At 55.7% G+C, this 23,587-nt stretch carries 17 protein-coding genes; 7 read left to right on the plus strand and 10 right to left on the minus strand.

What is annotated here, in order from left to right:
• The first annotated feature begins 56 nt into the window (after positions 1 to 56).
• Both JYG33_RS08570 and JYG33_RS08575 read left to right on the plus strand, forming a co-directional pair.
• Entirely contained in the window at positions 57 to 3,194 is a 3,138-nt protein-coding gene (locus JYG33_RS08570) for a hybrid sensor histidine kinase/response regulator (RefSeq protein ID WP_207875521.1), read from the plus strand.
• 24 nt (positions 3,195 to 3,218) lie between these two features.
• The gene (locus JYG33_RS08575; RefSeq protein WP_207875522.1) at positions 3,219 to 3,878 is read left to right on the plus strand and encodes a response regulator; all 660 of its coding nucleotides are present in this window, start codon (positions 3,219 to 3,221) and stop codon (positions 3,876 to 3,878) included.
• Here JYG33_RS08575 and JYG33_RS08580 read toward each other — a convergent pair.
• Together JYG33_RS08580 and JYG33_RS08585 are read right to left on the minus strand one after the other, a co-directional pair.
• Positions 3,875 to 4,798 (minus strand): EAL domain-containing protein, encoded by a 924-nt coding sequence (locus JYG33_RS08580; RefSeq protein WP_207875523.1) that lies wholly within the window; start codon positions 4,796 to 4,798, stop codon positions 3,875 to 3,877. The genes JYG33_RS08575 and JYG33_RS08580 overlap by 4 nt on opposite strands.
• Before the next feature lie 259 nt (positions 4,799 to 5,057).
• Positions 5,058 to 6,185, minus strand: a complete 1,128-nt coding sequence (locus tag JYG33_RS08585; protein WP_207875524.1) for a fimbrial protein — start codon at positions 6,183 to 6,185, stop codon at positions 5,058 to 5,060.
• 385 nt (positions 6,186 to 6,570) lie between these two features.
• On the opposite strand from JYG33_RS08585, the gene JYG33_RS08590 reads away from it, so the two are divergent.
• Both JYG33_RS08590 and JYG33_RS08595 read left to right on the plus strand, forming a co-directional pair.
• Positions 6,571 to 6,753, plus strand: a complete 183-nt coding sequence (locus JYG33_RS08590; protein ID WP_026484623.1) for a hypothetical protein — start codon at positions 6,571 to 6,573, stop codon at positions 6,751 to 6,753.
• The gene (locus JYG33_RS08595) at positions 6,746 to 8,158 is read left to right on the plus strand and encodes an amidase (RefSeq protein WP_207875525.1); all 1,413 of its coding nucleotides are present in this window, start codon (positions 6,746 to 6,748) and stop codon (positions 8,156 to 8,158) included. The genes JYG33_RS08590 and JYG33_RS08595 overlap by 8 nt, the downstream gene beginning before the upstream one ends.
• Positions 8,159 to 8,781: 623 nt before the next feature.
• Here the strand turns inward: JYG33_RS08595 and JYG33_RS08600 are convergent.
• A complete protein-coding gene (locus tag JYG33_RS08600) occupies positions 8,782 to 10,119 on the minus strand; it encodes a PLP-dependent aminotransferase family protein (RefSeq protein ID WP_207875526.1) in 1,338 nt (445 codons plus the stop codon).
• A 200-nt stretch (positions 10,120 to 10,319) separates the two neighbouring features.
• On the opposite strand from JYG33_RS08600, the gene JYG33_RS08605 reads away from it, so the two are divergent.
• From JYG33_RS08605 to JYG33_RS08615, 3 genes are all read left to right on the plus strand, one after another.
• Entirely contained in the window at positions 10,320 to 11,516 is a 1,197-nt protein-coding gene (locus JYG33_RS08605; RefSeq protein ID WP_207875527.1) for an MFS transporter, read from the plus strand.
• A 308-nt stretch (positions 11,517 to 11,824) separates the two neighbouring features.
• The gene (locus JYG33_RS08610) at positions 11,825 to 12,187 is read left to right on the plus strand and encodes a hypothetical protein (RefSeq protein WP_207875528.1); all 363 of its coding nucleotides are present in this window, start codon (positions 11,825 to 11,827) and stop codon (positions 12,185 to 12,187) included.
• Positions 12,184 to 13,434 carry an FKBP-type peptidyl-prolyl cis-trans isomerase N-terminal domain-containing protein gene (locus tag JYG33_RS08615; protein ID WP_207875529.1) on the plus strand — a complete coding sequence of 417 codons (1,251 nt, stop codon included), beginning with the start codon at positions 12,184 to 12,186 and terminating at the stop codon, positions 13,432 to 13,434. The genes JYG33_RS08610 and JYG33_RS08615 overlap by 4 nt, the downstream gene beginning before the upstream one ends.
• 113 nt (positions 13,435 to 13,547) lie before the next feature.
• On the opposite strand, the gene JYG33_RS08620 is transcribed toward JYG33_RS08615, so the two are convergent.
• From JYG33_RS08620 to rbbA, 7 genes are all read right to left on the minus strand, one after another.
• Positions 13,548 to 14,300: an SDR family NAD(P)-dependent oxidoreductase gene (locus JYG33_RS08620; RefSeq protein ID WP_207875530.1), complete on the minus strand. Its 753-nt coding sequence runs from the start codon at positions 14,298 to 14,300 to the stop codon at positions 13,548 to 13,550.
• A gap of 37 nt (positions 14,301 to 14,337) precedes the next feature.
• A complete protein-coding gene (locus tag JYG33_RS08625) occupies positions 14,338 to 17,142 on the minus strand; it encodes a DUF3141 domain-containing protein (protein ID WP_347708949.1) in 2,805 nt (934 codons plus the stop codon).
• Positions 17,143 to 17,215: 73 nt separating this feature from the next.
• Positions 17,216 to 18,400, minus strand: a complete 1,185-nt coding sequence (locus JYG33_RS08630; protein ID WP_207875532.1) for an acetyl-CoA C-acetyltransferase — start codon at positions 18,398 to 18,400, stop codon at positions 17,216 to 17,218.
• Positions 18,401 to 18,470: 70 nt separating this feature from the next.
• Positions 18,471 to 19,217 (minus strand): acetoacetyl-CoA reductase, encoded by a 747-nt coding sequence (gene phbB / locus JYG33_RS08635; protein WP_207875533.1) that lies wholly within the window; start codon positions 19,215 to 19,217, stop codon positions 18,471 to 18,473.
• A 5-nt stretch (positions 19,218 to 19,222) separates the two neighbouring features.
• Complete coding sequence (locus tag JYG33_RS08640) at positions 19,223 to 19,663, minus strand: phasin family protein (protein WP_243430312.1); 441 nt, start codon at positions 19,661 to 19,663, stop codon at positions 19,223 to 19,225.
• A gap of 54 nt (positions 19,664 to 19,717) precedes the next feature.
• A complete protein-coding gene (locus JYG33_RS08645) occupies positions 19,718 to 20,842 on the minus strand; it encodes an ABC transporter permease (RefSeq protein WP_207875535.1) in 1,125 nt (374 codons plus the stop codon).
• 1 nt (position 20,843) lies between these two features.
• Positions 20,844 to 23,585: a ribosome-associated ATPase/putative transporter RbbA gene (gene rbbA / locus JYG33_RS08650; RefSeq protein WP_207875536.1), complete on the minus strand. Its 2,742-nt coding sequence runs from the start codon at positions 23,583 to 23,585 to the stop codon at positions 20,844 to 20,846.
• Positions 23,586 to 23,587 lie beyond the last annotated feature (2 nt).

Genomic DNA, 23,587 nt, shown 5'->3' on the forward strand with positions numbered 1-23,587 from the left:
CGCGGGACGGTATGATATGGCAGGACTTGCCCTGCACGGCGATCCCACGGAGAACCATGGCCAACTCACCTTTTAATCGCATGACGCGACGCTCGCATGGACACACGCGACTGTTGCTCAGTGTTATCCCTGTTTCATTCATGCTGCTAGGCGCACTGGTCGTCGGTGGCCAGCATTTCTTCAGTAATGAGCGCCATCGCCTGAAATCAGATTTCACGGTGACCTTGGCGTACATCCACGAGCAGGAACGCTTTTTAGCCCAATTAAAAGCCGATGCTGCCAAACTGGAAGCCGGGCTGGAACCCGAACCCCCGCCAGTAGAAAGCGGCCACTCCGTCAGCATCTGGCGCCCCACTGCCAGTGTGTCCTTTTCCATGATCTGCGAACATCACTGTCGTGCCCCTAAAGAGGATTACGGCACGCTGGGCGCCGATCTGGCCGACAGTTTTGCCTCCTTCTGGGCGCTATCCTATTTTCCGTCCGGCTACTTGTTCCTGTTCCATCCCGAGATGGAAGACAGTTTGAGCATTCCGGAACTGGAGTCTTCCCGCACGGATACCGTTCTGCCCATTGCCTCTCACAAAGAGGCACGCCAGCATATTCAGGCACCCAGCAAACCTGTATCCGGGCCACCAACCGTAAAATGGGTCTCCTTGCCCGGCCACCCTTTGCATATGCTGGGAATTATCCCGATTTCCCTGCCCGGCCTGCCCGTGCCTGGAGCAGACCCCACGCTGTTCCAGGCCATGAGTCTGTTTGACAAGGGCCGGCTGCGCGAATTTTTCAATCAGTCCGAAGCTCCGCTGGGCTATCGCTTCTGGCTGCACCATGCCGAACAGGGCCTGTTAATCGGGAAGAACGATTCCCCTGATCTGAAACACGATGGCTTTACCTTCAGCCTGCAAGGGCTGGCCTTCCAGATGCGCGACCCTTCGGGAACCTGGACGGGCCGCTATCTGATCAGCCCCAGTCAATTGCTCAACACCACCTGGGTGCCATTGGGCACAGTCGTATTTTTATTGTTGAGTCTGTTAGGCGGCATGGCCTATGCACGCTGGTATGGACGCCGTGTGGTGGAACCGGCCCGGCAAGCTCAAAGCGCCCTGCTGGAAAGCCAGGACTTTAACCGCAGCATTATTGATACTTCACCGGTGGCCTTGTGCGTCATCAGCAAGGACAAGCGCCAGATTATTTTTGGCAATGCCCAGGCGCTGGAATGGCTGGAACTGGATGCAGGGGATAGCTTGCCCGAGCAGTCCCCTCTGTCCCTGGCCTTGAACGAATTGCAGCAGCAAGGGCCAGAGGCCAACGAAGGCAAAGTGGACCTGGCCGATGGCCGCAGCCTGCATCTTGCCTGCGCTCCCAGCCGCTATCACGAACAGGATGTCTTGCTGTGCGTCCTGATGGACCTGACTGCCCAAGAAGAAATCCAGCGTGAGCTGGAGCGAGCCCGTACGGCAGCGGACGAGGCCAGCACCGCCAAGTCCGCCTTCCTGGCCACCATGAGCCATGAAATTCGCACGCCTTTGTACGGAGTCTTGGGGTCTTTGGAGCTGCTGTCCTTGACCGAGCTGGATGCCCAGCAACATCAGCAAGTGGACCGGATACAGGGTGCATCGCGCCAGCTTCTGCAAATTATCAGCGACATTCTGGACATCAGCCGAATTGAAGCAGGCCAGACGCATGTGCAGTCCGTGCCGCTGGATCCGGTAGCTCTGGTGCAGGACTGCATCGCCACCTACACCGCCATGGCCCAGCAGAAAAACCTGCTCTTGTTCTGCCATGTAGCCCCGGATGTGCCCCGCAGCGTTTTGGGCGACCCACTGCATATACGCCAGATTCTGAGCAATCTGATCAGCAATGCCGTCAAGTTCACGCAGGCTGGCCATATTATTGTGCGGCTGCACCAGGAAAAACTGGCCAAAGGCAAGGCGCAACTGCTGTTTCAGGTAGCGGACAGTGGCGTAGGCATTGAACATGAACGCCAGGAGCAGTTGTTTACTCCGTTTTATGTGGCCCATTCGGGAGAACACACCATACGCGGGGCGGGCCTGGGCCTATCCATTTGCGCCCGTCTGGCCGATCTGATGGGCAGCCAGATTCAACTGACCAGCGAACCTGGTCTAGGCAGCAGTTTCTCTTTTATTCTGAATCTGGATATAGAGCCCGCAGGCGCGGAAACTCGCCCAGCCCCGGATCTGCAAGGCATGAGGCTGCATGTACGCACGCCGCACGCCGAGCTGTCAGAGTCAATTTGCACTTGGTTAAATCGCTGGAATGCGCAAGCACAGGCCATGCTGCCCAACTACCCGCTAAAGGGGAATGCCGAAGATATCTTGCTGGATGTGATGATGCCCGGCAGCAAGCCTGCCCCGAACTGGCCTGGCCCTTACATCAGCGTATCGGCACGCGACGGCAGCGCCACCTTGCCCGAGGCCGATGGCACCAACCCGGAAAGCATTGCACGCGCCCTGGAGCGCTGGCAGGCACAACAAGACGCCACATCCGAACAAACTGTCTCCCCGCCCGTCAAAGCAGCCATCAAGCCCCCCTGCCGCCCCGGTCTGCATGTACTCGTGGCTGAAGACAATCCGCTTAACCAGGCCACTTTACGCGAGCAGTTGGAGCGTTTGGGATGTCAGGTCACTCTGGCCCAGGACGGTGAAGAGGCCCTTAGCCTGTGGGATGGCAATAACCACGATCTGCTGCTAACGGACGTCAATATGCCCAATATGACGGGCTACGAACTGGCCCGACGCTTGCGCGACCAAGGCATGAGTGCCCCTATTGTGGGCATTACAGCCAACGCCATGCGTGACGAAGCCCAGCGCTGCACACAAAGTGGCATGAACGCCTGCCTGGTCAAACCCATGAATCTGGCCACCTTGGGCAATTTGCTGGAATCCTTGGTCAGCTCACCCGTACCACGACGCTACAGAGAGATTTTCCGCAGCACCATGAGCAAGGATCTGGAAGTGCTGGAACAGGCCCTGCAAGAACAAGACACCGCCCAGAGCCAGGCCGTTTTGCATCGTATGGCCGGTGCACTGGTAGTAATGGGCTTGCAGGAAATCGCTGACAAGGTGAAAGAATTGGAACAGAATTTCAGGCAGAATACTCAACAAACTGAAACACAAGCTCAAACAGCAGTCGCAGTTTGCAATGCATTACGCAAGCTGATCGAACAAGCTTAGCAAAACAGGCAAGGAAACCCCGGTATGCCCGCCATTCAAAAACTGCGCGTCATCATTGCAGACGATCACCCATTGATCCTGATGGGCATACGCGAGCTGCTGGGACGTGATATCAATCTGAGTGTCGAGGCCGTAGCAGCCAGCCCCTCGGAGCTGGTTCAGCACCTGCAGAAAAGTCAGCCCGATGCCATCATTACCGACTACTCCATGCCGGGCGATGAGCAATATGGCGATGGAATGCGCTTCATTTCCTATCTGCGACGCCACTTCCCAGAGGTCAAGCTGATTGTGCTGACCATGGTGTCCAACCCCATGATTATTTCTTCTTTGTACGACGCGGGCGTACAAGGGGTGGTACTCAAACAGGACGAACTGTCCGAGGCCCTGGTCGCCTTGCATTTGTTGCGCCAAGGCGTGAAATATTACCCGGCCAATTTCAAACAGGACACACCCAAAGATGTGCTGGAAAGCTCGGTGCCCGATCGTCTGGCATCACTAAGCCCACGTGAATTTGAAGTGCTGCGTCTGTTTGCCATGGGCGACTCCATCAGCAGCATTGCTGAGCAATTAAATCGCAGCATCAAAACAATCAGCGCGCAAAAAGCCTCGGCCATGCGCAAGTTGAACGTGCAGAACAACCAGGACCTGATTGTTTTTTGCACTCAGCACAATTTGTTTTCCTAAGCGGCCCAACGCTGACGCATCCACATATCCAGCTCGAAAGCGGGAGTGGGTTTGGCAAACAAATACCCTTGCGCGTAATCGCAGCCCATTTGCTGCAAGATATCCAGATCAGCCTGGGCTTCCACCCCCTCTGCCGTCACTCGCAAGCCACGTTCCTTGGCGGTCGCAATCCAGCCCAGAACCTGATTGGCCTGCTGACGATTGTCCGACAAACCATGCACAAAACGCCGATCCAGTTTCAACTCTGAAAACGGCGCACAGGCCAGCCGCTCCATGGAGCTGTAATCCACACCCACATCATCCTGAGCCAGGCCAAAACCCATCGCCACCAAGCGACATGCCCCCATGAACAAGGCACAAGGCGTCTTGGTGTCGGAGTTCTCCAACAGTTCAAAAGTGATGTCACGCGCGCGCCCCTGCTTGGCCTGCACACAGGCCATCAAACGATCCGGCAAGCCAGCATCATCAAGCAAATGTGTGGGCAAATTCACGGACACCGGCATCACCGTCCCTTGACGCCGCCAGTAAGCCTGCAACCCCAAGGCCTCTTGCAAAATGTGCATCAGCAAGGCCTCGTCCAGGCCGTGCTCACTGAACCAGGGCAGAAAAACATTAGGTGACAACAAACCCAATTGCGGATGACGCCACCGCGCCAGGGCTTCCAAAGCCACCAGCTTTTGGGACTGCACCGATACCTTGGGCTGCAACCAGGCCTGAATCTGATCCTTGTGCAAAGCATTCAGCAAGCCAGCCCGGCTGATGATGGCCCCGCCTGCCTGAGCACCCGGCAAGGCAGCCGCAGGCCTTGGCACCCACAAGCCCGACTCGCAGCGAGCACGACGGGTAGGCCGCGCCAGCGTTCTGGACGGGCGGTAGGTCAAGCATCCGGACGGTTGTTTAAAAACAGAAGGTGCAAACATGAAGAGCCCCGGCAACAAGAGATGCGCATCACAAACCGCCTTACGGTTCAGCTGCTATCATCGATGCTTTAAATCTTAAGATTTCAGCAGCTTGACGGGTCTAGGAATAATCCGAAAAAACTTGTCAACTACAAAACAGCCTAGGAAAACCGGAGCCTCAGTTGATCTTTTGAACAGTCAATCAACAATAAAAAAAGCCCTGCTCCAAACTCAAGGAACAGGGCTTTAAACGATACAAGAGGCTCAAACCATTGGGCCATTAGTCATACATAAAAGTGACCACTGCCTCTGCATTCATACTACCGGGTGTCACCGCCGTTTTAGTCACACCTGGCATCATCACATACTGAGCAGTAATTGGCATGTACATATCACTTGTAGTACTGGCGGATGGCCCCTCAACGACAGCCTGGCGTTCTGGCAACGTCGAACCAACTGGAGCAGGCCCTAGCTTAATCGCTGTCTGGCTATCGCGGTGATACAGCCGCACTCCTACTTCCGGGTGTGACGATGTGACATAAGCATTGGAAGCAGACGGTGCACGTGCGTCAGTAAAGAACGCTTTGATCGTCGTGCCCACTGGACACTGCTTGCCGACCAGATCAAAATTGTATTGCCCGATAATACCCTCGCTCCGATGGCTGCCTGCTGAAGCCAATTCAGAGGCCATTACAGGCGACATTGTGGCCACCACATTCAAATCGGCCGAGGCACAAGTCGATACGGAGGGGCGTGGCAACTCAGGAACAGTCGTATCCTGGGACAACATTCCCAGTAAATCGAAGGAACCATCTCTGCACAAAGATCGGTTTCCTTGAAGAGGACCTCCAAATACCCGACCGTTACCAATTCCCGACCGTTTAAAATCCGGCTTTCCTCCCTGATATGCTTTGGCATCAATAACCACCACTTCGTACTGAAAGGTATAGGAAATACCAAAACTTGCAGGTGCAGATCCAACCAGCAAAGTGAACTCATAGGGGTTAGTTACCGTGGTCCCACTCGGGGCTGCATGACTAGGAACAAAATTGTAGCTCCCCTGAGCGTAATGCCCCATCCAGCGTATACGCACACCTACCCCAGGCATTTCGCGCATGGGGACAACCTCATCAGGATATAAAGCATCCGCTCCCCCCCTCATTTCCACGTACGCCTTAGGTAAATTGGCTGGATAACTAAAAAGAAAAGTGGTAGAGGCAGTGGCAAGAATCTGTCTATTGTAGACCTCACCCTTGATTGGGTAAGTGACCCAATTATATAAATGCCCGCCGCTTGCCCTGTAGCATTGTGACGTCTGGGCATGTGCGTTGGAATTTATAAAAAACATAAAAATACAAAAACACATGAAGATAATTTTATTCATGTTTCTATTTAATTTTTTCGTCATTTTTATTCACCTATTACCGGTACTTGATCATTTAATCATTCACAAGAAAGCATATAAATAAGACTATTCCTATAAGTTCCCTTGTGTCCTTTCATGTACTTATTGGCAGGGCACGACAGATAAACCCCACTGACTTCTTGCTGTTGCATGCACCCGGCACACGTCGTCGCCTACAGCACTGGAAAACCCTAGTATTTTTCAAGCAACAGATTTTGTAGATTAAATAAGCAGACATCTTCGTCTGCCAAAAACAGATGCATGCGCTGCCAGAGTTGCCAGTGACATGCAGGCAATTAAGCCTCATTCCCTTTCACAAGGGGTGGGGCTTTTTTTGTGCGCGCGATTTATGCATGCCTGTTTTATGACCACCACAAGGAGAAGACAAATGACGGTAAGTGTGAAAGACGCCTTGGCCGCAAAAGGGATACATCCCAGCCCCCAGCATCTGGAGAAACTGGAGGTCAAATGGCGCGAAATCCAGGCCATGAAAGGCAATCTGGAAGGCATTGCCATTGACGATGCAGACGTTGCGATCAAACACCTGGCCGGAGGCGACCACCATGAATAAAGATCTACTTGAACTGAGCGTTATCGACCTGGCCGACAAGCTGCGCAGCAAAGCCGTCTCCCCCGTTGAAGTCACCGACAACCTGCTGGCCTATATCGACCAGTCCAACAAGCAGACCAACGCCTACATCTCTGTGACGGCTGATCAGGCCCGCAAGAGCGCCAAACAAGCCGAGCAGGACATCATGGCCGGGAAGTACAAGGGCGTCTTTCACGGCGTGCCCCTGGGACTGAAAGACAATATTTACTTTGCGAACGAGGTCACCACCATGGCCTCCAAAATCCACAAAGACTTTGTCTCCAAAGACGATGCCACCGTTGCCACCAAGCTGCGCGATGCCGGGGTGATCTTCACAGGCAAGCTGAACATGCACGAGTACGCCTGGGGCATCGACAACAACAACCCGCACTTCGGTGCCGTCCATAACCCCTGGAATGCGGACCGCGTCCCCGGTGGCTCCAGCGGTGGCTCGGGTGCGGCTGTCGCCTCCCATAGCTCCTACAACACCCTGGGCACCGACACGGCCGGTTCCATCCGTATCCCATCGGCCGCATGCGGCATCGTCGGTCTGAAACCCACCCATGGCCGCGTCAGCAAATTCGGCGTCTACCCCCTGGCCTGGACCCTGGACCACGTAGGCCCCATGTCCAAAACCGTCGCTGACGCTGCTGCGATGCTGGAAGTCATTGCTGGCTTTGATGGTCGCGACCCCACTTGCGCCAACGTCCCCGTCGGCTCCTACCTGAGCGCGCTGAACGGTAATGTCAAAGGGCTGCGCATCGGCATCATCGAAGACTACTTCTTCAAGAACGTGGACGCCGGTATCGAAAAAGTGATCCGTGACCGCCTGGCCGACCTGGAAAAACAGGGCGCCAAAGTCATCCCGCTGAAAGTCCCTGCCCTGCGCTACTCCGAATGGGCCGAGCTGGCCGTCAGCCTGACCGAAGCTGCCACCATCCACCATCAGGACCTGATCAAACGCCCCGACGACTTCGGCGGCGACATCCGCTTCCTGTTTGAACTGGGCGAGCTGTTCAGCGGCATCGACTACCTGCAAGCCCAGCAAGTGCGCCGTGCGCTGAAACAGCAATTCACCGCCACCTTCAAAGACGTAGACGTCATCATCGCCCCCACCCTGCCTTGCCAGGTCCCCAATATCGGCACTGATACCGTCAACATCAACGGCAAGACCCTGGACTTCATCGACGAAGGCATCCGCTTTACCGGCCCCAGCAACCTGACCGGCCTGCCCGCCGTCACCGTGCCAGCCGGTATCTCCGAAGGCATGCCCGTGGGCCTGCAAATCATCGGCCCCGCCTTTGAAGAAGCCCGCATCCTGAACGTCGCCTACGCCGTGGAAAACATGAAACCACTGGCAGGACACCACCCCGTCCTGAAACCGTAAGCTCAACGAAGCACCACAGGAACAAGCCCCTGTCCTCTAAAAGCAGACAGGGGCTTTCTTTAGTAAAGCGGATAAAAGAAGCAATCTCTACAGCTCGGACCCCGCTACCGAAAACAACAAAATTAAGTGAACTCAGACAGTTTGACCCCACCCGAACTGGCCCGATACCCCACACCCGACCAAACCAAGCAAAGGCAAAGACCAAGACAAGCAATCCCCAACCAGGCCAAAGCCATCAAAATCGTAAACACAGAGGGACTCTATTTTCTTTCAATAAGCCATTCGGGTTCCCCCCACGGCTGAGCGGCGAGTCAGAGTTCTTGCCGCGGGCGATTGCGGGATACGGGGTGCAAGCGCCCTTCTGTTCGCGCCCGACGCTTGTGATGTGTCCGGGGGACACATCACCGGGCAAGTTAAGGGCGCGCCCGTATCCTGCAATTGCCAAGGGGACCGACGCGCAGCGTCGGCAAGGACTCAGCCGCTCAGCCGTGGGGGGAACCTGAATGGCGTCTTTCAGAACGAGCCCCCTCTGTTCCAACCAGAGGCGTATCAGATAAGAAGGCAATCTAAACCGAGCAAGGCAAGGCAAAGCAAAACGAAACCAAGTCAAACAGCACAAGCTCTTACGACCACCCCAAGCAAGGCATCACCTCCTGCGTCAAATGCGCCACATTCAAGCGCATCCTGTCCTTGTAATCCTTGCCCACAGCAAACGACGCCCCCGGCATCAGCAAGATCCCCTGCTGTTCCAGCCTCTCTATATAAGCCGTCAAATCCGGCATCTCCGGGTGCCCGACCCACAAGAACATCCCGCCCTGCGCCGGTACATCAAACACCCAGCCGTACTCCCTCAGCACTTTCTGGGCAATTTGCTGATGCGTCATCAACTGCCGCTGAATCGACTGCGTATGTTTCGCATACGTGCCATCCGCCAGAATCGTATTGACGAAACGCTCGCAAAACCCCGGCACGGCCACGCTGGTTAAAAGCTTCAAACGAATCAAAGACTCCAGCAACTGCGGCCCGCAGGCGATATAGCCAATCCGCAAGGACGCCGACAAGGACTTGGAAAAACTGCCTATATAAACCACATGCTCCAAATCCCCCAGCCCCGCAAAAGTCTGCCGCACGCCGGGAAAGAAATCCCCATACACATCGTCCTCAACAATCAGGAAGTCATGCTCTACGGCCAGCTTGACCACGGCAAAAGCCACCTTGGGACTCAAGCCCGCCCCGGTCGGATTATGAAAAGTGCTATTGCAGAAAAACGCCCGTACCTTATGCGTCTGCAAAATCTGCTCCAACGCTGCCACATCCGGCCCATCCGCCAGGCGCGGCACACCAATAGGCACACCGCCACACAAGCGAATCAGCTTGATCAAGTTGCCATTACACGGCTCATCCACCAAAACATGATCACCCTGACGGATCACAGTCCGCGCGATCAGATCCAGCGCTTGCGTCGCCCCCAATGTCGTCACAATCTGCTGGGGAGAAACCTCGATCAAAGTCGATTGCCGCAACAACAGGGACAACTGTTTACGCAAGGGCAAATAGCCCTGAATATCGCCGTACTCCACCAAACCGCTACGCCCTGAACGTGCCGTCTTGCGTATGGCTTTAGCCAAAGCATCCGTATCCCGCCAAGGCATGGGTAACCAGCCGCAGCCTAATTTGCATTGATCTGGCTTGGCCTGCAGCAACTTGAACAAAGGGTCCATCGGGGCCTCGGACGGCAAAATGGACAAGTGCTCATTCAGGGCGGACCAGCGCGCCACAAAATAACCACGCCCTTGCAGAGCCTCCAGCATCCCCTCGCCCACCAGGCGAGTGTAGGCACTGACCACGGTGTGATGGCTCAGGCTTTCTTTAGCCCTCATCTGTCGGATCGACGGCAATTGCTGCCCTATTGCCCATTCCCCCTTGAGAATACGTGCCTTCAAACCTTCATAAAAATCCATGCCTGCCTCCCCAGACACTGTTAGAAGAAAATAGCTAACAGTTTTCAGAATAGTACACCTACTGTTCGAGACAAGCCCGCCAGGAGAATACAAAATCACCCCCATCTTTCTGACGTGCCAGTAGAGGTTTGCCTCGCTCTCAAGATCGGGACATTTGTCATTTAATCCAAGCACACCGACGCCAACCACAACGCAGCATCATGACCCCCACCCAACTTCCTTTCAAAACCTACCTCTACTTCCTGGCCCAATCCATTAACCTGACCACCGCCGTCATGTCCGTCACCATGGCGGCCCTGGTTGGCGGTAGTCTGGCCCCCGAGCCCTGGCTATCCACTGTGCCCTATGGTTTCCAGTTCCTGTTTGTGATGCTGTTCACCCTTCCCGCATCCAGGCTGATGGCCGCCATAGGCCGGAAAAAATCCTTTTTACTGGCCTGTCTGCCCTTGGCCGCCTCGGGTGTCGTCGGGTATTGGGCAATCGAGATGAAGCAGTTCTCCTGGCTGGTGGTCTCGCATGCCTTGCTGGGTATGTATATTGCCTTTGCCAACTTCAACCGCTTTGCCGCCACCGACGGACTTGGCAGCAACTTGAAACCGCGTGCTATCTCTTTGGTTGTGGCCGGAGGGGTGATTGCCGCCGTATCAGGCCCCTTGCTGATACGGGGTTTGAAAACCAGCAGCTTCGGGGCAGAGTTTGCCGCCTGCTATGCCGCCTTCATCTTGCTGGCTTTGATCTCATTCATCCTGAATCTGTGCATCAAGGAAGTGCAGCCTGTTCAACAGGCTGCGCGCAAGAAAACAAATCGTGGCCAGACCTTGGGCCTGGTGCTGCATAACAAGACGCTGGCCATTGCCATCTGCATCGCCGCGATTGGCTACGGCATCATGAACCTGCTGATGATTCAGGCGTCCATGCATATGTCCCATCTTCATGTGCACTTTTCAGACATCAGCACCGCGATTCAATGGCATGTGCTGGCCATGTTCGCCCCCTCTTTCTTTACCGGCATTCTGATCCAGAAGTTTGGCCTGAAAACCATTGCCATTACCGGCATCCTGCTATTGCTCTTGAGCAGCCTGATCAACATTGCTGGTCACAGCTATACGACACTCAGCCTTTCACTCTTGATTCTGGGTTTGGGCTGGAACTTCACCTATGTGGGAGGCAGTGCCTTGCTAACGGAGACTCTGGAGGGCAAGCCGCAGTTTCTGGAAGTGCAGGGCCTGAACGATTTGGGCGTATCCATCTGTGCGACCCTGGGGGCGTTTGCCCCGGCCTTTCTGTTCAGTTTTGCAGGCTGGGGCGGCACCAATATTCTGTCCGCCATGATCTGCCTGGTGCTGTTGCTCCTGTCGCTGCTCTATATTCATCCTACAAAAACCGGCAAGCCGTAGAACCGCGTCTGCCCCGATCACTACAGTCACGTCATTCCCAATGAAATCGCCGCTGCCATGCCTGGGGAGCGGCGATTTTTTACGTCTATCTCAATAATCGAAAGCCATGAAAATCAGATAGTTCTTAATTCTTGGTCTGAATCTGCATGTTCCAATTTCGGGACCCAACAAGCCCATGCAATCTGCTTTTGCTGATGGTTCAAAACAAGGAGTCTGGACCTCGTTTCCAAGGCTTGCGGCAACGCTCGAATTCAATACTCGTCCCCAAAATAATCTGAATAAAGCTAGTCGAACGTATCGAGGAGTTTATGCGATTCACCTTTCCCGGCGCAGCCATTGTGGCTGCCTTTGTTTTATCTGCCTGCCAAACGACCGCACCTGTTCACAACGCCCCGGAGACCAGCGCATCCAGCAAAGAGGACAAGTGCTTTCAGGAGTTCGCCGCACTCAAAGATCTGGACCCGGTCGCCTACGAAAAATACCGTCAGCAAATGCAGACTATTGATGAGAACTTTGGGATCTATAAAAGCAATGCGGCATTGATTGATGAAAACGCCTCTGAAATCATGCTGACTGAAGTCAACAAGATGCTGTCCCTGGTCTGTGTCCGGATTAACAACGCCGTCTACTCCAACATGATGGATCGCGTTCAAAGCCTGAACAAGCTATGAGAAAGTACTTCAACGCGGCACTTTGCTGCAGCTTGCTGCTGTTTTATGAAGCTTCTCATTCGGTGGGAACAGGCTTACTGGACCGCTTGGCTCACGAAAACATCATTGGTGATGGCCTTCCTAGACCACAAGGAAATGCGGGCTCTCCCCAAACCAGCCCCCTACCTCCCACTACAGCTCAGGCCGAGAACAATGCCCTGCTCAGAAACGAGCTGCATCAGGCCAACACGCAGTTGATTGCCTTGCAACAGCGTCTGTCAGATACCGAAAACCTGAACAGCCAACTACAACAACAATTGCAGCAGCTACAGGCAGAGCCGGACGGCTCTCTGGTTCTGGCACCCATCGCCATCGATCAGGAACAAAACCAGGCGCGGATCAGGGAATTAAGCCAACGTCTGGAAGAGGAGCTGAGTCAAAAACATGCTTTGGCATCAGAACTGGAAAGCCTGCAAAGTGCCCAGCGCCAGGACCTATCCAATGACCAGTTGCAAGACAGCAAACTTGCTGCGACCGCGACTGAGATCGCCACGCTCAAGAAAGAGATAGACGAGCTGAAAGAGGCAAAACAGGACTTGCAACACAGGTTGGTCGCGCAGGCGCTGAATTCAAACAAGGCCGAACCTGCAGGCGCGCCCCGACGCATGATTGTGAATGACGCCGCCTCGCCAGACATCCGCCTTAGCTATGCCATCGGGGCCTGGTATGCGGACAGTGCGCCGCACGAGACGCAGAAACTGGCATCCATTGGCAAGCAACTGGATTTGCAAGCCTTCTCCCAGGGTTTCAGCGACAAAATCGACCAGCGCCTGCAATTGTCCTCCAGCATCATTTCTGTGGAGCTGACCAACGTCGACAAGCTATTGGAACAGGCCATGCTGTCCAAGAACGAGAAGCTGGCCAAATCGGTTCTGGCGGCGGCAGGGGCGGAAAAAGGTGCCATCAAAATGGCGGATGGAGTGGTCTACAAGATCCTGAACAAGGGCAAGGCACCTATGGTGACCGCCAGCAGCGATATCCTGTTTGAACTTGATGAAGAACTGGGAACAGGGGAAATACTGGCTGCCAGAGACACCAAAACCAGTCTGACTGCGGACTTACCGCCCCTTTTCCAAGAGATCGTCAAACAACTGGGTATTGGTGGCTCTGCACGCATCCATGTCCCCATCACCGAGGCCCATGCCGCCACCGGCGTGCCGCCAGGCTCGGTCTCGATTACCACGATCAAGATTATTGGCGTGAAATAAAACAAATGCCGGTACTCGCATAAAAATCGAGCACCGGCATTAGGACTGTTTTAAACCCAAACCTGCGGTAATGGCTCCATCCACCAAATCAACAGAGCCCCCCCTGCTATCACTTACTTGGCGGTATAGCCACCATCCGCAACCAAACAAGCGCCTGTCATGAAGCTGGCCCCTTCCGAGAGCAGAAAGGCAATAGCATGGGCAATTTCATCGGCATGACCCAAACGGCCAATCGGGTGTTGAGCCACCAAGGCTTCACGAGCAGCCGCATCCAGACCCGACAAAATCGGCGTATCGACATAACCGGGGTGGATGGTATTGATGCGCAGGCCCTGAGAGGAGTACTCCAGGGCTGCAGAGCGGCTCAGGCCAATCACACCGTGCTTGGCGGCGTTGTAGCCGGGCAACGTAGGATTGGCGACCAGGCCCATAATGGACGACATATTGACGATGGCACCACCGCCCGCCGCCAAAATAGCGGGAATCTGATAACGCAGGCCATAGGCTACGCCGTTCAGGTTGATGTCGATCAGGCGACGCCAGCCGTCCAGATCCATCTCGCCTGCCGGGCCGGAATCCCCGCCCACACCGGCGTTATTGACAGCGAAGTGCAAGGCACCAAAGTGTTCAATGGCGCAATCGACAGCGGCTTTCAATTGATCGGGCTGGGTGACATCCGCCACATTCGCCACCGCCTTGCCACCGGCCTGCTCAATTTCCTTGACCACGGCTTGAACCGCGTCGGCCTGTACGTCAGACACAACAACCGACAGGCCATTGGCGGCCAGCAGGCGGGCCGTTGCAGCACCGATACCCGAGGCTGCGCCAGTTACCAAAACAGAGTGGCCGGAAAATGAATACTTCATGCTGAAAACTCCTTCAAAAATTCACTAGAACCAAGTCTCAAGACTTGCGCTGACGAGTCCTGGACGCTGCACCCGTGCTGGCAGGTTTAGCCGCAGCTTTGCCTTGCCCGGATGATGGCGTTGAGCTTGTTGCAGACTTGGCTGCCGATTTACTTGCTGGCGTGGTGGGCGCCGTTGCTGCCTTGGCGGCTGGCTTTGTTGCAGTAGTAGCCGAACCAGGCTTGGCCCCTGCGCTAACGGCCTTGGCAGGTGCGCTAACAGCAGGCTTACCTTTGGCTTTTTCTGCCGGGAACAGCGGTCCAGAAGCAAACGAAGTAGCAACTGGTTTATTAGCTGCGCCTGTAGCAGGCGTAGGTCGTGTCGCGGAGCTAGGCGTCGCAGACTTAGATGCGGCCTTACCCAAGGCTTGAGCCGGAACACCCGCCATGGTTTGAGCAAGGGGTTTTGTCGCTGGCTCGGCGGCTGGTTTCACTGGAGCAGATGTCGCTGTTTTAGCTGTCGTACCTACTGACGATGGCCCCGTTGATTTCGCTACCGTTTTTGTTACGGCCTGGGCCATTGGCTTTACTGGTGCAGGAGTGGCAGGCTTCTTGAGCGCTGCTGGCGTAGTTTTAGCGGCTGCTTTAGTTGCGGTCTTGCTTGCCGTTTTAGCGACAGGCTTGGCGTCCGCCTCATCTGATTTCTTGCCCTGCTCTTGCTGCTGGGCAGCCATCTCGAACAAGCCGAGCACCTCTTCAGAAGCCTTCACCACCGCTTCAGGCGCAGCATCCTGCTCATCAATGGCGCTGATCAGTTTCTTGATCAGGGACGCGACCAAGCGGATTTCCTCTGGCGTCTGTTTGCTCAGCAGATGTGGAATCGCTTCTACAGCCTTGTGTCCGTGGTGCGCCAGAACCAGCGCCTGCTCACGAATTGCAGCACGCATTTTTTCAATATCAATCTTGCCGGTGTCGTACTGCTCGCGCAGACGCATGGCAGCATGGTGATAACGCTCATCCACACTGTTGCGCTGCTTGGCAATGTGGAACAAGGCGCGCAAAGCCGCTTCCAGCAAACCGCCTTCGTTCAGCAAACCGTCCAGTCTGTGCATTTGCTGACGCACAAAAGCCAGATGCTCGGGCGAGCTACCGGGATGGGGACGCGCCGGTACGGAGTCACCCGGTGCATGGCCCGCCAAAGCCATCAACAAGGGCGAGCCATAAACCGTGTCAAACCAGATCTGATAAATACTGTCGCGCCGGTCACGGTAATTGTTCAGGACCCGTTCCATAGCCTGGGAGAAATTCTCCTGCGCTTCCAGGAAAATATTGTCCTCGTCCACGGTCTGGCGCTGCTGGGCGATGTTTTCTGCCCACTGATGAATCGTGGCGGCCCAGGGATGGGCGCTGGTCCAGGACTCGTACGACAGACGCATGGGGTTAACGGCTTCCAGCAATGCCGCGGTATAGGGAGTAGACAGCGCTTTGACCCAAGGCTGCAAGGTGCTCTTGTAGAACGCCAGATTGATTTCCGATAGACGCGCCGCAGCAGCAAAACGTCGATCCGACTCAGGATCAGGCTGCACAATTTCGGCAATTTCAGCCAGATTGCTTTGCCGCACCGACATCAAATAGGGGTCATTCAACAAGGTGTCGTCATCGGGCGTTTCTTCGACCGTCGCGCGGTAAATACCGGCAGGCAGCAAATCAATTTGATCAATGGTGCTGGCAAATTTGCGGTGCTCTTTGCTGCCCACACTACCGGACACAAAAATACCCAAATGTCCGATACGATCATGGGTCGTAAAGACGATGGTCTGGTCGTGACTGCGCACATCATCGTCATCCAGATACAGGTCAGTAATCCAGCCCAGTGCCTGTGCGGGCGGCGTAATGTTGTCGCCAAAAGAACTGAACACCACGATGGGCGAACGGATATTGCGCAGGTCGATGCGGATGCCGTCGGAGGTCATTAACTGTGCCGTAGACAGCTTGTTGCCAATGAACAGGTTATCCACGATGTACTGCATTTCCACATCGTTCAGAAATACATAACCGCCCCAGTATTTCTCGAAACCGATATAGCGTTCGGCTTCGGTGTCTGCATTGGCGTACACGTTGTACTGCTTGGACCACAAGGTATTGGCCGGGTCCAGATTCTCGAAATTCTTGACCAGCCACGCACCGTCAAAGCGACCATTGCCCAGATCGCTGGTCATCGCTGTTAACCAGCTACCACCCAGCAAGCCACCGGCATAGCGCATGGGGTTGCGGCCTGCCCAGTAAGACACGGGGGCTCCGGCCAGAATCAAGGGACCAAACAACTCCGGCCACACAGCCGCCGCCATCATGATCTGCCAGCCCGCCTGACAATTACCGATCACCACCGGCTTGCCCTGACTTTCTGGATGCAGCTCGGCCGCTTTGCTGACAAAGGCAGCATGGGCACGCATCACATCCTCAACCGTCTGGCCAGGAACAGGGTCCGGTAAAAATCCGACAAAGTAGCAAGGGTGCCCGGCTTGCAGCGCGGCACCGATTTCACTATCCGACTTGAAACCACCGATGCCCGGCCCATGACCGGCACGGGGATCAACCACCAGAAACGGACGTTTGCTGGGGTCGGTAGGCTGATCTTCCGGTGCCAGAATACGCACCATCAGATAGTTGACGGGTCGGGGAAGAGTCAGACCCGACATGACCAGTTCGGCCGGGAAGTTCAGCACATTCGGCACTTCTACCTTGCGTTGGGCCTGGTACTGATCCCCGACCTGACGCTCGATATCGGCATACAGAATGGCGCGCTGCCAGGCGTCCACAAAGTACGAGGAGACGGTCTGACCCAGGTTCCAGGGATTCATCATCCAGGGGGACCAGGCCGTGCTGTCGTCACGAGACTTATCTGTCATCATCTTCTCCCTTCAATCAGCTAGCTGTTCAAGCGGCCTCAATGGCAATGGCTACGCCTTGACCGCCACCAATGCACAGAGTGGCCAGACCTTTCTGGCCACCACGGCGACGCAGTTCATGAACCAGGGTGACCAACACGCGCGCACCGGACGCACCAATGGGGTGACCCAAGGCAATCGCACCGCCGTTGACGTTGACCTTGCTCATGTCCCACTGCAAGTCTTTGGCCACAGCCAGCGATTGGGCGGCAAAGGCTTCGTTAGCTTCGATCAGATCCAGTTGATCAATTTCCCAACCCACTTTCTTCAAGACCTTGCGGCTGGCCGACACGGGGCCAATCCCCATGATGGCCGGGTCCACACCCGTGCTGGCCCAGCCACGAATCCACGCCAGGACAGGCAGACCCAATTCCTTGACCTTGTCGGCGCTGGCCAGCAAGAGCACAGCGGCACCATCATTAATGGTGGACGCGTTACCTGCCGTGACCGTGCCGTCTTTCTTGAAGGCAGGACGCAGCTTGGCCAGGGATTCCAGTGTGGTTTGTGCGCGTGGTTGCTCGTCGGCCTCGACACGGACGGGATCGCCTTTGCGCTGGGGCACGTCGATCGGAGTGATCTCGTCCTTGAAGCGTCCGGCTTCCATGGCCGCTACGGCTTTACGCTGGGACTCCACCGCAAAAGCATCTTGCTGCTCACGGCTGATCTCATAACGCTCGGCCAGATTTTCTGCCGTGATACCCATGTGGTAATTGTGGAAGGCATCAGTCAAACCGTCGCGCAACAAGGTGTCGTCCATCATGGCGTGGCCCAGACCCAAACCTGTGCGCGCCTTGTGCACCACAAAGGGAGCCAGGCTCATGCTTTCCTGACCACCGGCGAGCACCAGATCCGCATCGCCCAGGGCAATGGCCTGAGCCGCCAGATGCACCGCTTTCAGGCCCGAACCGCAGAGCTTGTTCAGGGACATGGAGGGGACTTCATAAGGCAGGCCAGCGTTCACGGCCGCCTGGCGAGCCGGGTTCTGCCCGGCTCCAGCAGTCAGAATCTGACCCAGAATGACTTCATCAATCTGTTCGGCTGCCACGCCTGTGCTCTGGAGCACGGCACGAATCAGTTGTGCGCTCAAATCATGGGCGGGCACCGTAGACAGCCCCCCTTGAAAGCGTCCAATGGGGGTACGAGTCGCCGCAACAATCGCGATATCTTTGTGCATATCCATTCCTTTCATAAGTCGCAGACCCGACTAGCGGGCCCATACAGGCAGCAGCCGAACCGAGTCGAGCCTAGTACATATGCTGGCCGCCATTCATGGCGACATTACTACCTGTCATAAATCCGGCTGCTTCGCTGGCAATGAAGGTGACCAAGGCCGCGATTTCCTCCGGCTTGCCCAGACGGCCCACCGGAATGCCCGCGATGATGCTGTTACGCACATCTTCAGGCACGGCCATGACCATTTGCGTGGCCAGATAACCGGGGGAGATCGTATTCACCGTCACGCCCTTGCGCGCCACTTCCTGAGCCAGCGCCTTGGTAAAGCCGTGCATCCCTGCCTTGGCGGCCGAGTAGTTGGTTTGACCAAACTGCCCCTTGCTGCCATTAATAGAAGAGATGTTGATCACACGGCCCCAGCCACGTTCCAGCATGCTGTCAATAAAGGGCTTGGTGACGTTAAAGACCGAGTCCAGATTGACGCGCAGCACATCGTCCCACTTGTCTTTGCTCAATTTGCGGAAGGTGCCGTCGCGCGTAATACCGGCGTTATTGATCAGGATGTCGACCTGTTGGCCGTCCTTTGCAATCGCCTGCGCCATTTGCTGGCACGACTCGAAGTCCGCCACATCAACGTGATAGCCCTGGAACACATAGCCTGCGTCGGCCTGCTCTTTCAGCCAGATCTGGGCATCGGCATCGCTGCGCGAGTGAGTCACCAGAACATGGTGACCCGCATCATGCAAAGCGCGGGCGATCTCTTGACCCAGACCGCCCATACCACCTGTCACCAACGCAGTGCGTTTAACCGTAGACATACCGCTTATGCTCCCTTTTTAGTGTCAGAGGCGCTGGCAGCATTTGCCCAAGGTGCGCCCCACTGCTTGAAAATATCCATGACTGGCACAGCGGCGCTGGTGTTGCTGACCACGCCCATGACCGACTTCTGCCAGGCTTCCAGCGCTTCTTGCAAACCGTTGGTGAACTCGGTCTGGTTCTGAATGGCCAGTTCATTGATGGTCTGGCTGTCATTCACACCGTGCTGGAACAAACGCCAGAAGGTGTCGGCAGGCAAGGTCGCCAGAGACTGCCAATTGCCGGTTTGCAGCAGGCCTTCAATTTCAGCCGTGGTCTGCTCCATGCTCCTCATGCTGCTTTTCTGTACGGACTCCAACCAACGATGACCACCCGCCTGCAGCAGGCGGGTGATACGCAGTTGCAACTCAACATTGGCCTTGTACAGATCCAGGGGAAGTGTCTCCATGCTCATCGAAATCTCCTTAAAGGAAAAAAGTGCCCCCTGAGGGGGCCCAGTCCATCAAGCCATCTGAGAGATGGTGTTACGAAAACGCCGCAGCGACAGGACAAACAGGGCTGTCCCAATCACCAGCAGGGCTAAAAAGGGTTGCCATACGGTTTCAATACCAGCACCGCGGAACAATATGGCCTGCCCTAAAGACACGAAGTGCGTAGTGGGGGCCAGTTGCATCAGGTTTTGCACAATTTCCGGCATGCTCTCACGGGGCGTGCGACCGCCCGAGAGCAAGTTCATGGGCAACAAGGTCAACATCAGGAGCAAACCGAATTGCGGCATGCTGCGCGACAAGGTGGCCAGATAAATACCCATGGAGGTCATGGCAAACAGACACAGCACCGCACCACACAAGAACAGCGGGATAGAACCTTCAATAGGAACGCCCAACAATCCGCGCACCACAAAATTGAGCGAAGCCGCCGTGGCAATCAGCACCACCAGACCCATCGCCGTGACTTTGGAGGCCATGATCTCGCCCGGTGTAACGGGCATCACCAGCAAGTGTTCGATGGTGCCGTGCTCACGCTCCCGAATCAGGGCAGCCCCGGTCAGGATGATGGACAACATGGCCACCGAGTTGATGACCTCGGCAATACTGCCGAACCAGGCTTTTTCCAGTGTGGGGTTAAAACGAATCCGCAAGGCCAGATCCACCGGCAAGGTATCGATGCTGCGATAACGCCGCACGAACTCGTTGACCTCGCCCATCACCACCTGCTGGATGTAGTTATTGCCGGTAAAGGCCTGACTCATGCGGGTAGCATCAATGTTCAATTGCACTTCAGGACTGCGCCCGGCCAGCACGTCACGCTGAAAATTGGGGGGAATATTCAGCACAAAGGTGAACGCCCCCGTATCCATGCCCGAGTCCATTTCTCCGTACTCGATCATGTGCGGATGAATGAACTCCGGCGGATAAAAGGCCGAAGTAATACGGGCCGACAAAGGGCTTTGGTCCTGATCCACAATCGCAATAGGTGCATTGTTCAGGGTTTCCGGCTGGGCCGTTGCCGAGGTGTAAATCGAGACCGAGAACACATATACGATGAGCAGCAACATCATGGGGTCGCGCGCCAGACTCCACAGCTCTTTGCGACCCAGCAACAGCACATTCTTGAGTTTTCTCATCTCACTTCTCCTGCTTTTTCAGCAGCATGACTGCCGCACCCAACACCACCGGAATCGCCAAAAGCAAAGCGAACAAAGCACCATGCAGATCCGAGAAAGTCAGCGCCTTGTTAAATACCCCGCGACTGATGTTGAACATATGGGTGGCCGGGTAAATCTCGCCCGCCCAGCGGCTGATCCCTTCCATGGAAGACACCGGATTCAACAAACCGGACAGTTGCGTGGCGGGCAGCATGGTGCCAATCATGGCAAAGAACATGGCCGCGATCTGGCTTTGCGTCACGGTGGACGCCACCAGACCCATGCCGGTTGAGATCACGCAGAACATCAAGGTCGCCACACTCAAGGTCAGGAAACTGCCCTTGATCGGTACATCGAAGACCGTGATCGCCAATAGACACATGCACAAAAAGTTGATCATCGCCAAGCCGATATAGGGAATCTGCTTGCCCAGCAGAAACTCCACTCGCGTCACCGGCGTAACGTACAGATTGATGATGGAACCCAACTCTTTTTCGCGCACCACGGACAGCGCCGTCAGCATGGCAGGCAGCATCAGCAAGAGCACCGGAATCACCGCGGGCACCATGGCGGGCAAGCTCTTGACGTCCGGGTTGTAACGGTAACGGTCCTGAATACTGGCGGGCACTACCAAGGCCCCTGCCCCCAGGCGCTCCTTGGCCTGCGTAATCAGCCATTGCTGGTGCATGGCTTTGACGTAGCCTTGAATGGTCTCGGCGCGGGTTGGCATGGAGCCATCGACCCAGGCGGCAATTTCTGGTTTGCTGCCACGCAGAACATCACGGCCAAAGCCGGGCGGGATTTCAATCGCCAGCGCAATCTTGCCGCGCCGCATTCTGTTGTCCAGGTCCTCGTAATCTGTCAGCGGCGGCTGCTCCAGAAAATAACGGGAACCGGACAGGTTCAAGGCATAGTTCTGGCTGATGCTAGTTTGATCGCGGTCCAGCACGGCGTAGCGCAAATCCTCTACGTCCAGTGTGATACCAAAACCCATCACAAACAGCAAAATCAGGGAACCGGCCAGGGCCAGGGTCGCTCGTACCGGGTCCCGACGTAGCTCCAGCGCCTCGCGCCAGGTGTAGCTTAGTAGACGCTGCAAGCTGAAACGGTCTGGTTTGCCGCCATGTTCCTGTTCATCAGAAACCACGGCCTGTTCTGTCGCGGCTTCCACTTCTGGCTCAGGGCCACTCGCTTCCAGCAGATAGCCGATAAAGGCCTCTTCCAGATCAGCAGCACCGCGTTTTTTAACCAGATTGGCCGGTGTGTCGCTATCCAGCACTTTACCGGCATGCATCATGGACATGCGGTCGCAACGCTCGGCCTCGTTCATGAAGTGGGTCGAGATAAAGATCGTGACCTTGTCGCGGCGGGATAACTCAATCAGCAATCGCCAGAAATTATCACGTGCTACCGGGTCCACGCCGGAGGTGGGTTCATCCAGGATCAGCAGCTCGGGTTTATGCACCATCGCGACTGCCAAAGACAAACGCTGACGCATCCCCAAAGGAATGGCATCAGGCAGGCGATCCAGAATCTGCCCCAGATCAAAGCGCTCCACCATCTCGGCGACACGAGCCTCAACCTCCTCGGCAGGAACGTGGAAAAGCTGAGCGTGCAGCACCAGGTTTTGTCGTACGGTCAGTTCGCTATACAGGGAGAAAGCCTGCGACATATAGCCCACGCGACGGCGGGTATCAATGTCTTTAGGATTCACCTCGTGGCCGAACAGCCAGGCCTGGCCTTCAGACGCGGGCAACAAACCGGTCAGCATCTTCATGGTGGTGGACTTGCCGCAACCATTCGAGCCCAGGAAGCCGAAAATCTCGCCGCGTCGGATGCGGAAGGAGACGCTATCGACAGCCGTAAAGTCACCAAAACGAATCGTCAGCCCTTCGGCTTCAATCGCGATATCGTCGGCATCCACCTCCAGGGGCGGAATTTCTACTGCTTTATGACCTTGGCGTTTGTCTTCAGGCAACAAGCGGATAAAGGCCTGCTCCAGACTTTTGCTTTCTGTGCGCTCCAGCAATTCCTTGGGCGTTCCGGTAGCCAGAATCTGGCCATCATCCATGGCGACCAGCCAATCAAAGCGCTGGGCTTCGTCCATATAAGCGGTGGCCACAATTACGCTCATGCTGGGTCGTTCGATGCGAATACGCTCGATCAAGTCCCAGAACTGCTTGCGAGCCAAGGGGTCCACACCGGTGGTGGGTTCATCCAGCAGCAGAAAATCCGGGTCGTGAATCAGTGCGCAGCACAGACCCAGCTTTTGTTTCATACCACCGGACAACTTGCCAGCCGGACGGGTCAAAAAGGGATACAGGCCCGTGCTACGCGTCAAGTCGTCAATGCGACGGCGACGCTCGGCGGCATCATGCCCAAACAGGCGGCCAAAGAACTGCAGGTTCTCTTCCACCGACAAGGTGGGATACAAGTTCTTGCCCAGACCTTGGGGCATGTAGGCAATGCGCGGGCAAATCTGTTCGCGATGGCTTTTTTCCGCCATATCGCCACCCAGCACTTCAATGCGCCCTTCCTGAATGACGCGGGCACCCGCCAGCAGGGACAGCAAGCTGGATTTACCCACGCCATCAGGACCAATCAGTCCGACCATGCAAGCGGCAGGAACATCCAGGCTTAAACGATCCAGTGCGAGCGTGTCGCCATAACGCTGACTAAGCTCAACAACGCGAGCAACTGCCGCCGCTTGCTGCTTGGGCATGG

This window comes from Alcaligenes sp. SORT26, from assembly GCF_017377875.1.
Lineage (GTDB): Bacteria > Pseudomonadota > Gammaproteobacteria > Burkholderiales > Burkholderiaceae_B > Alcaligenes > Alcaligenes parafaecalis.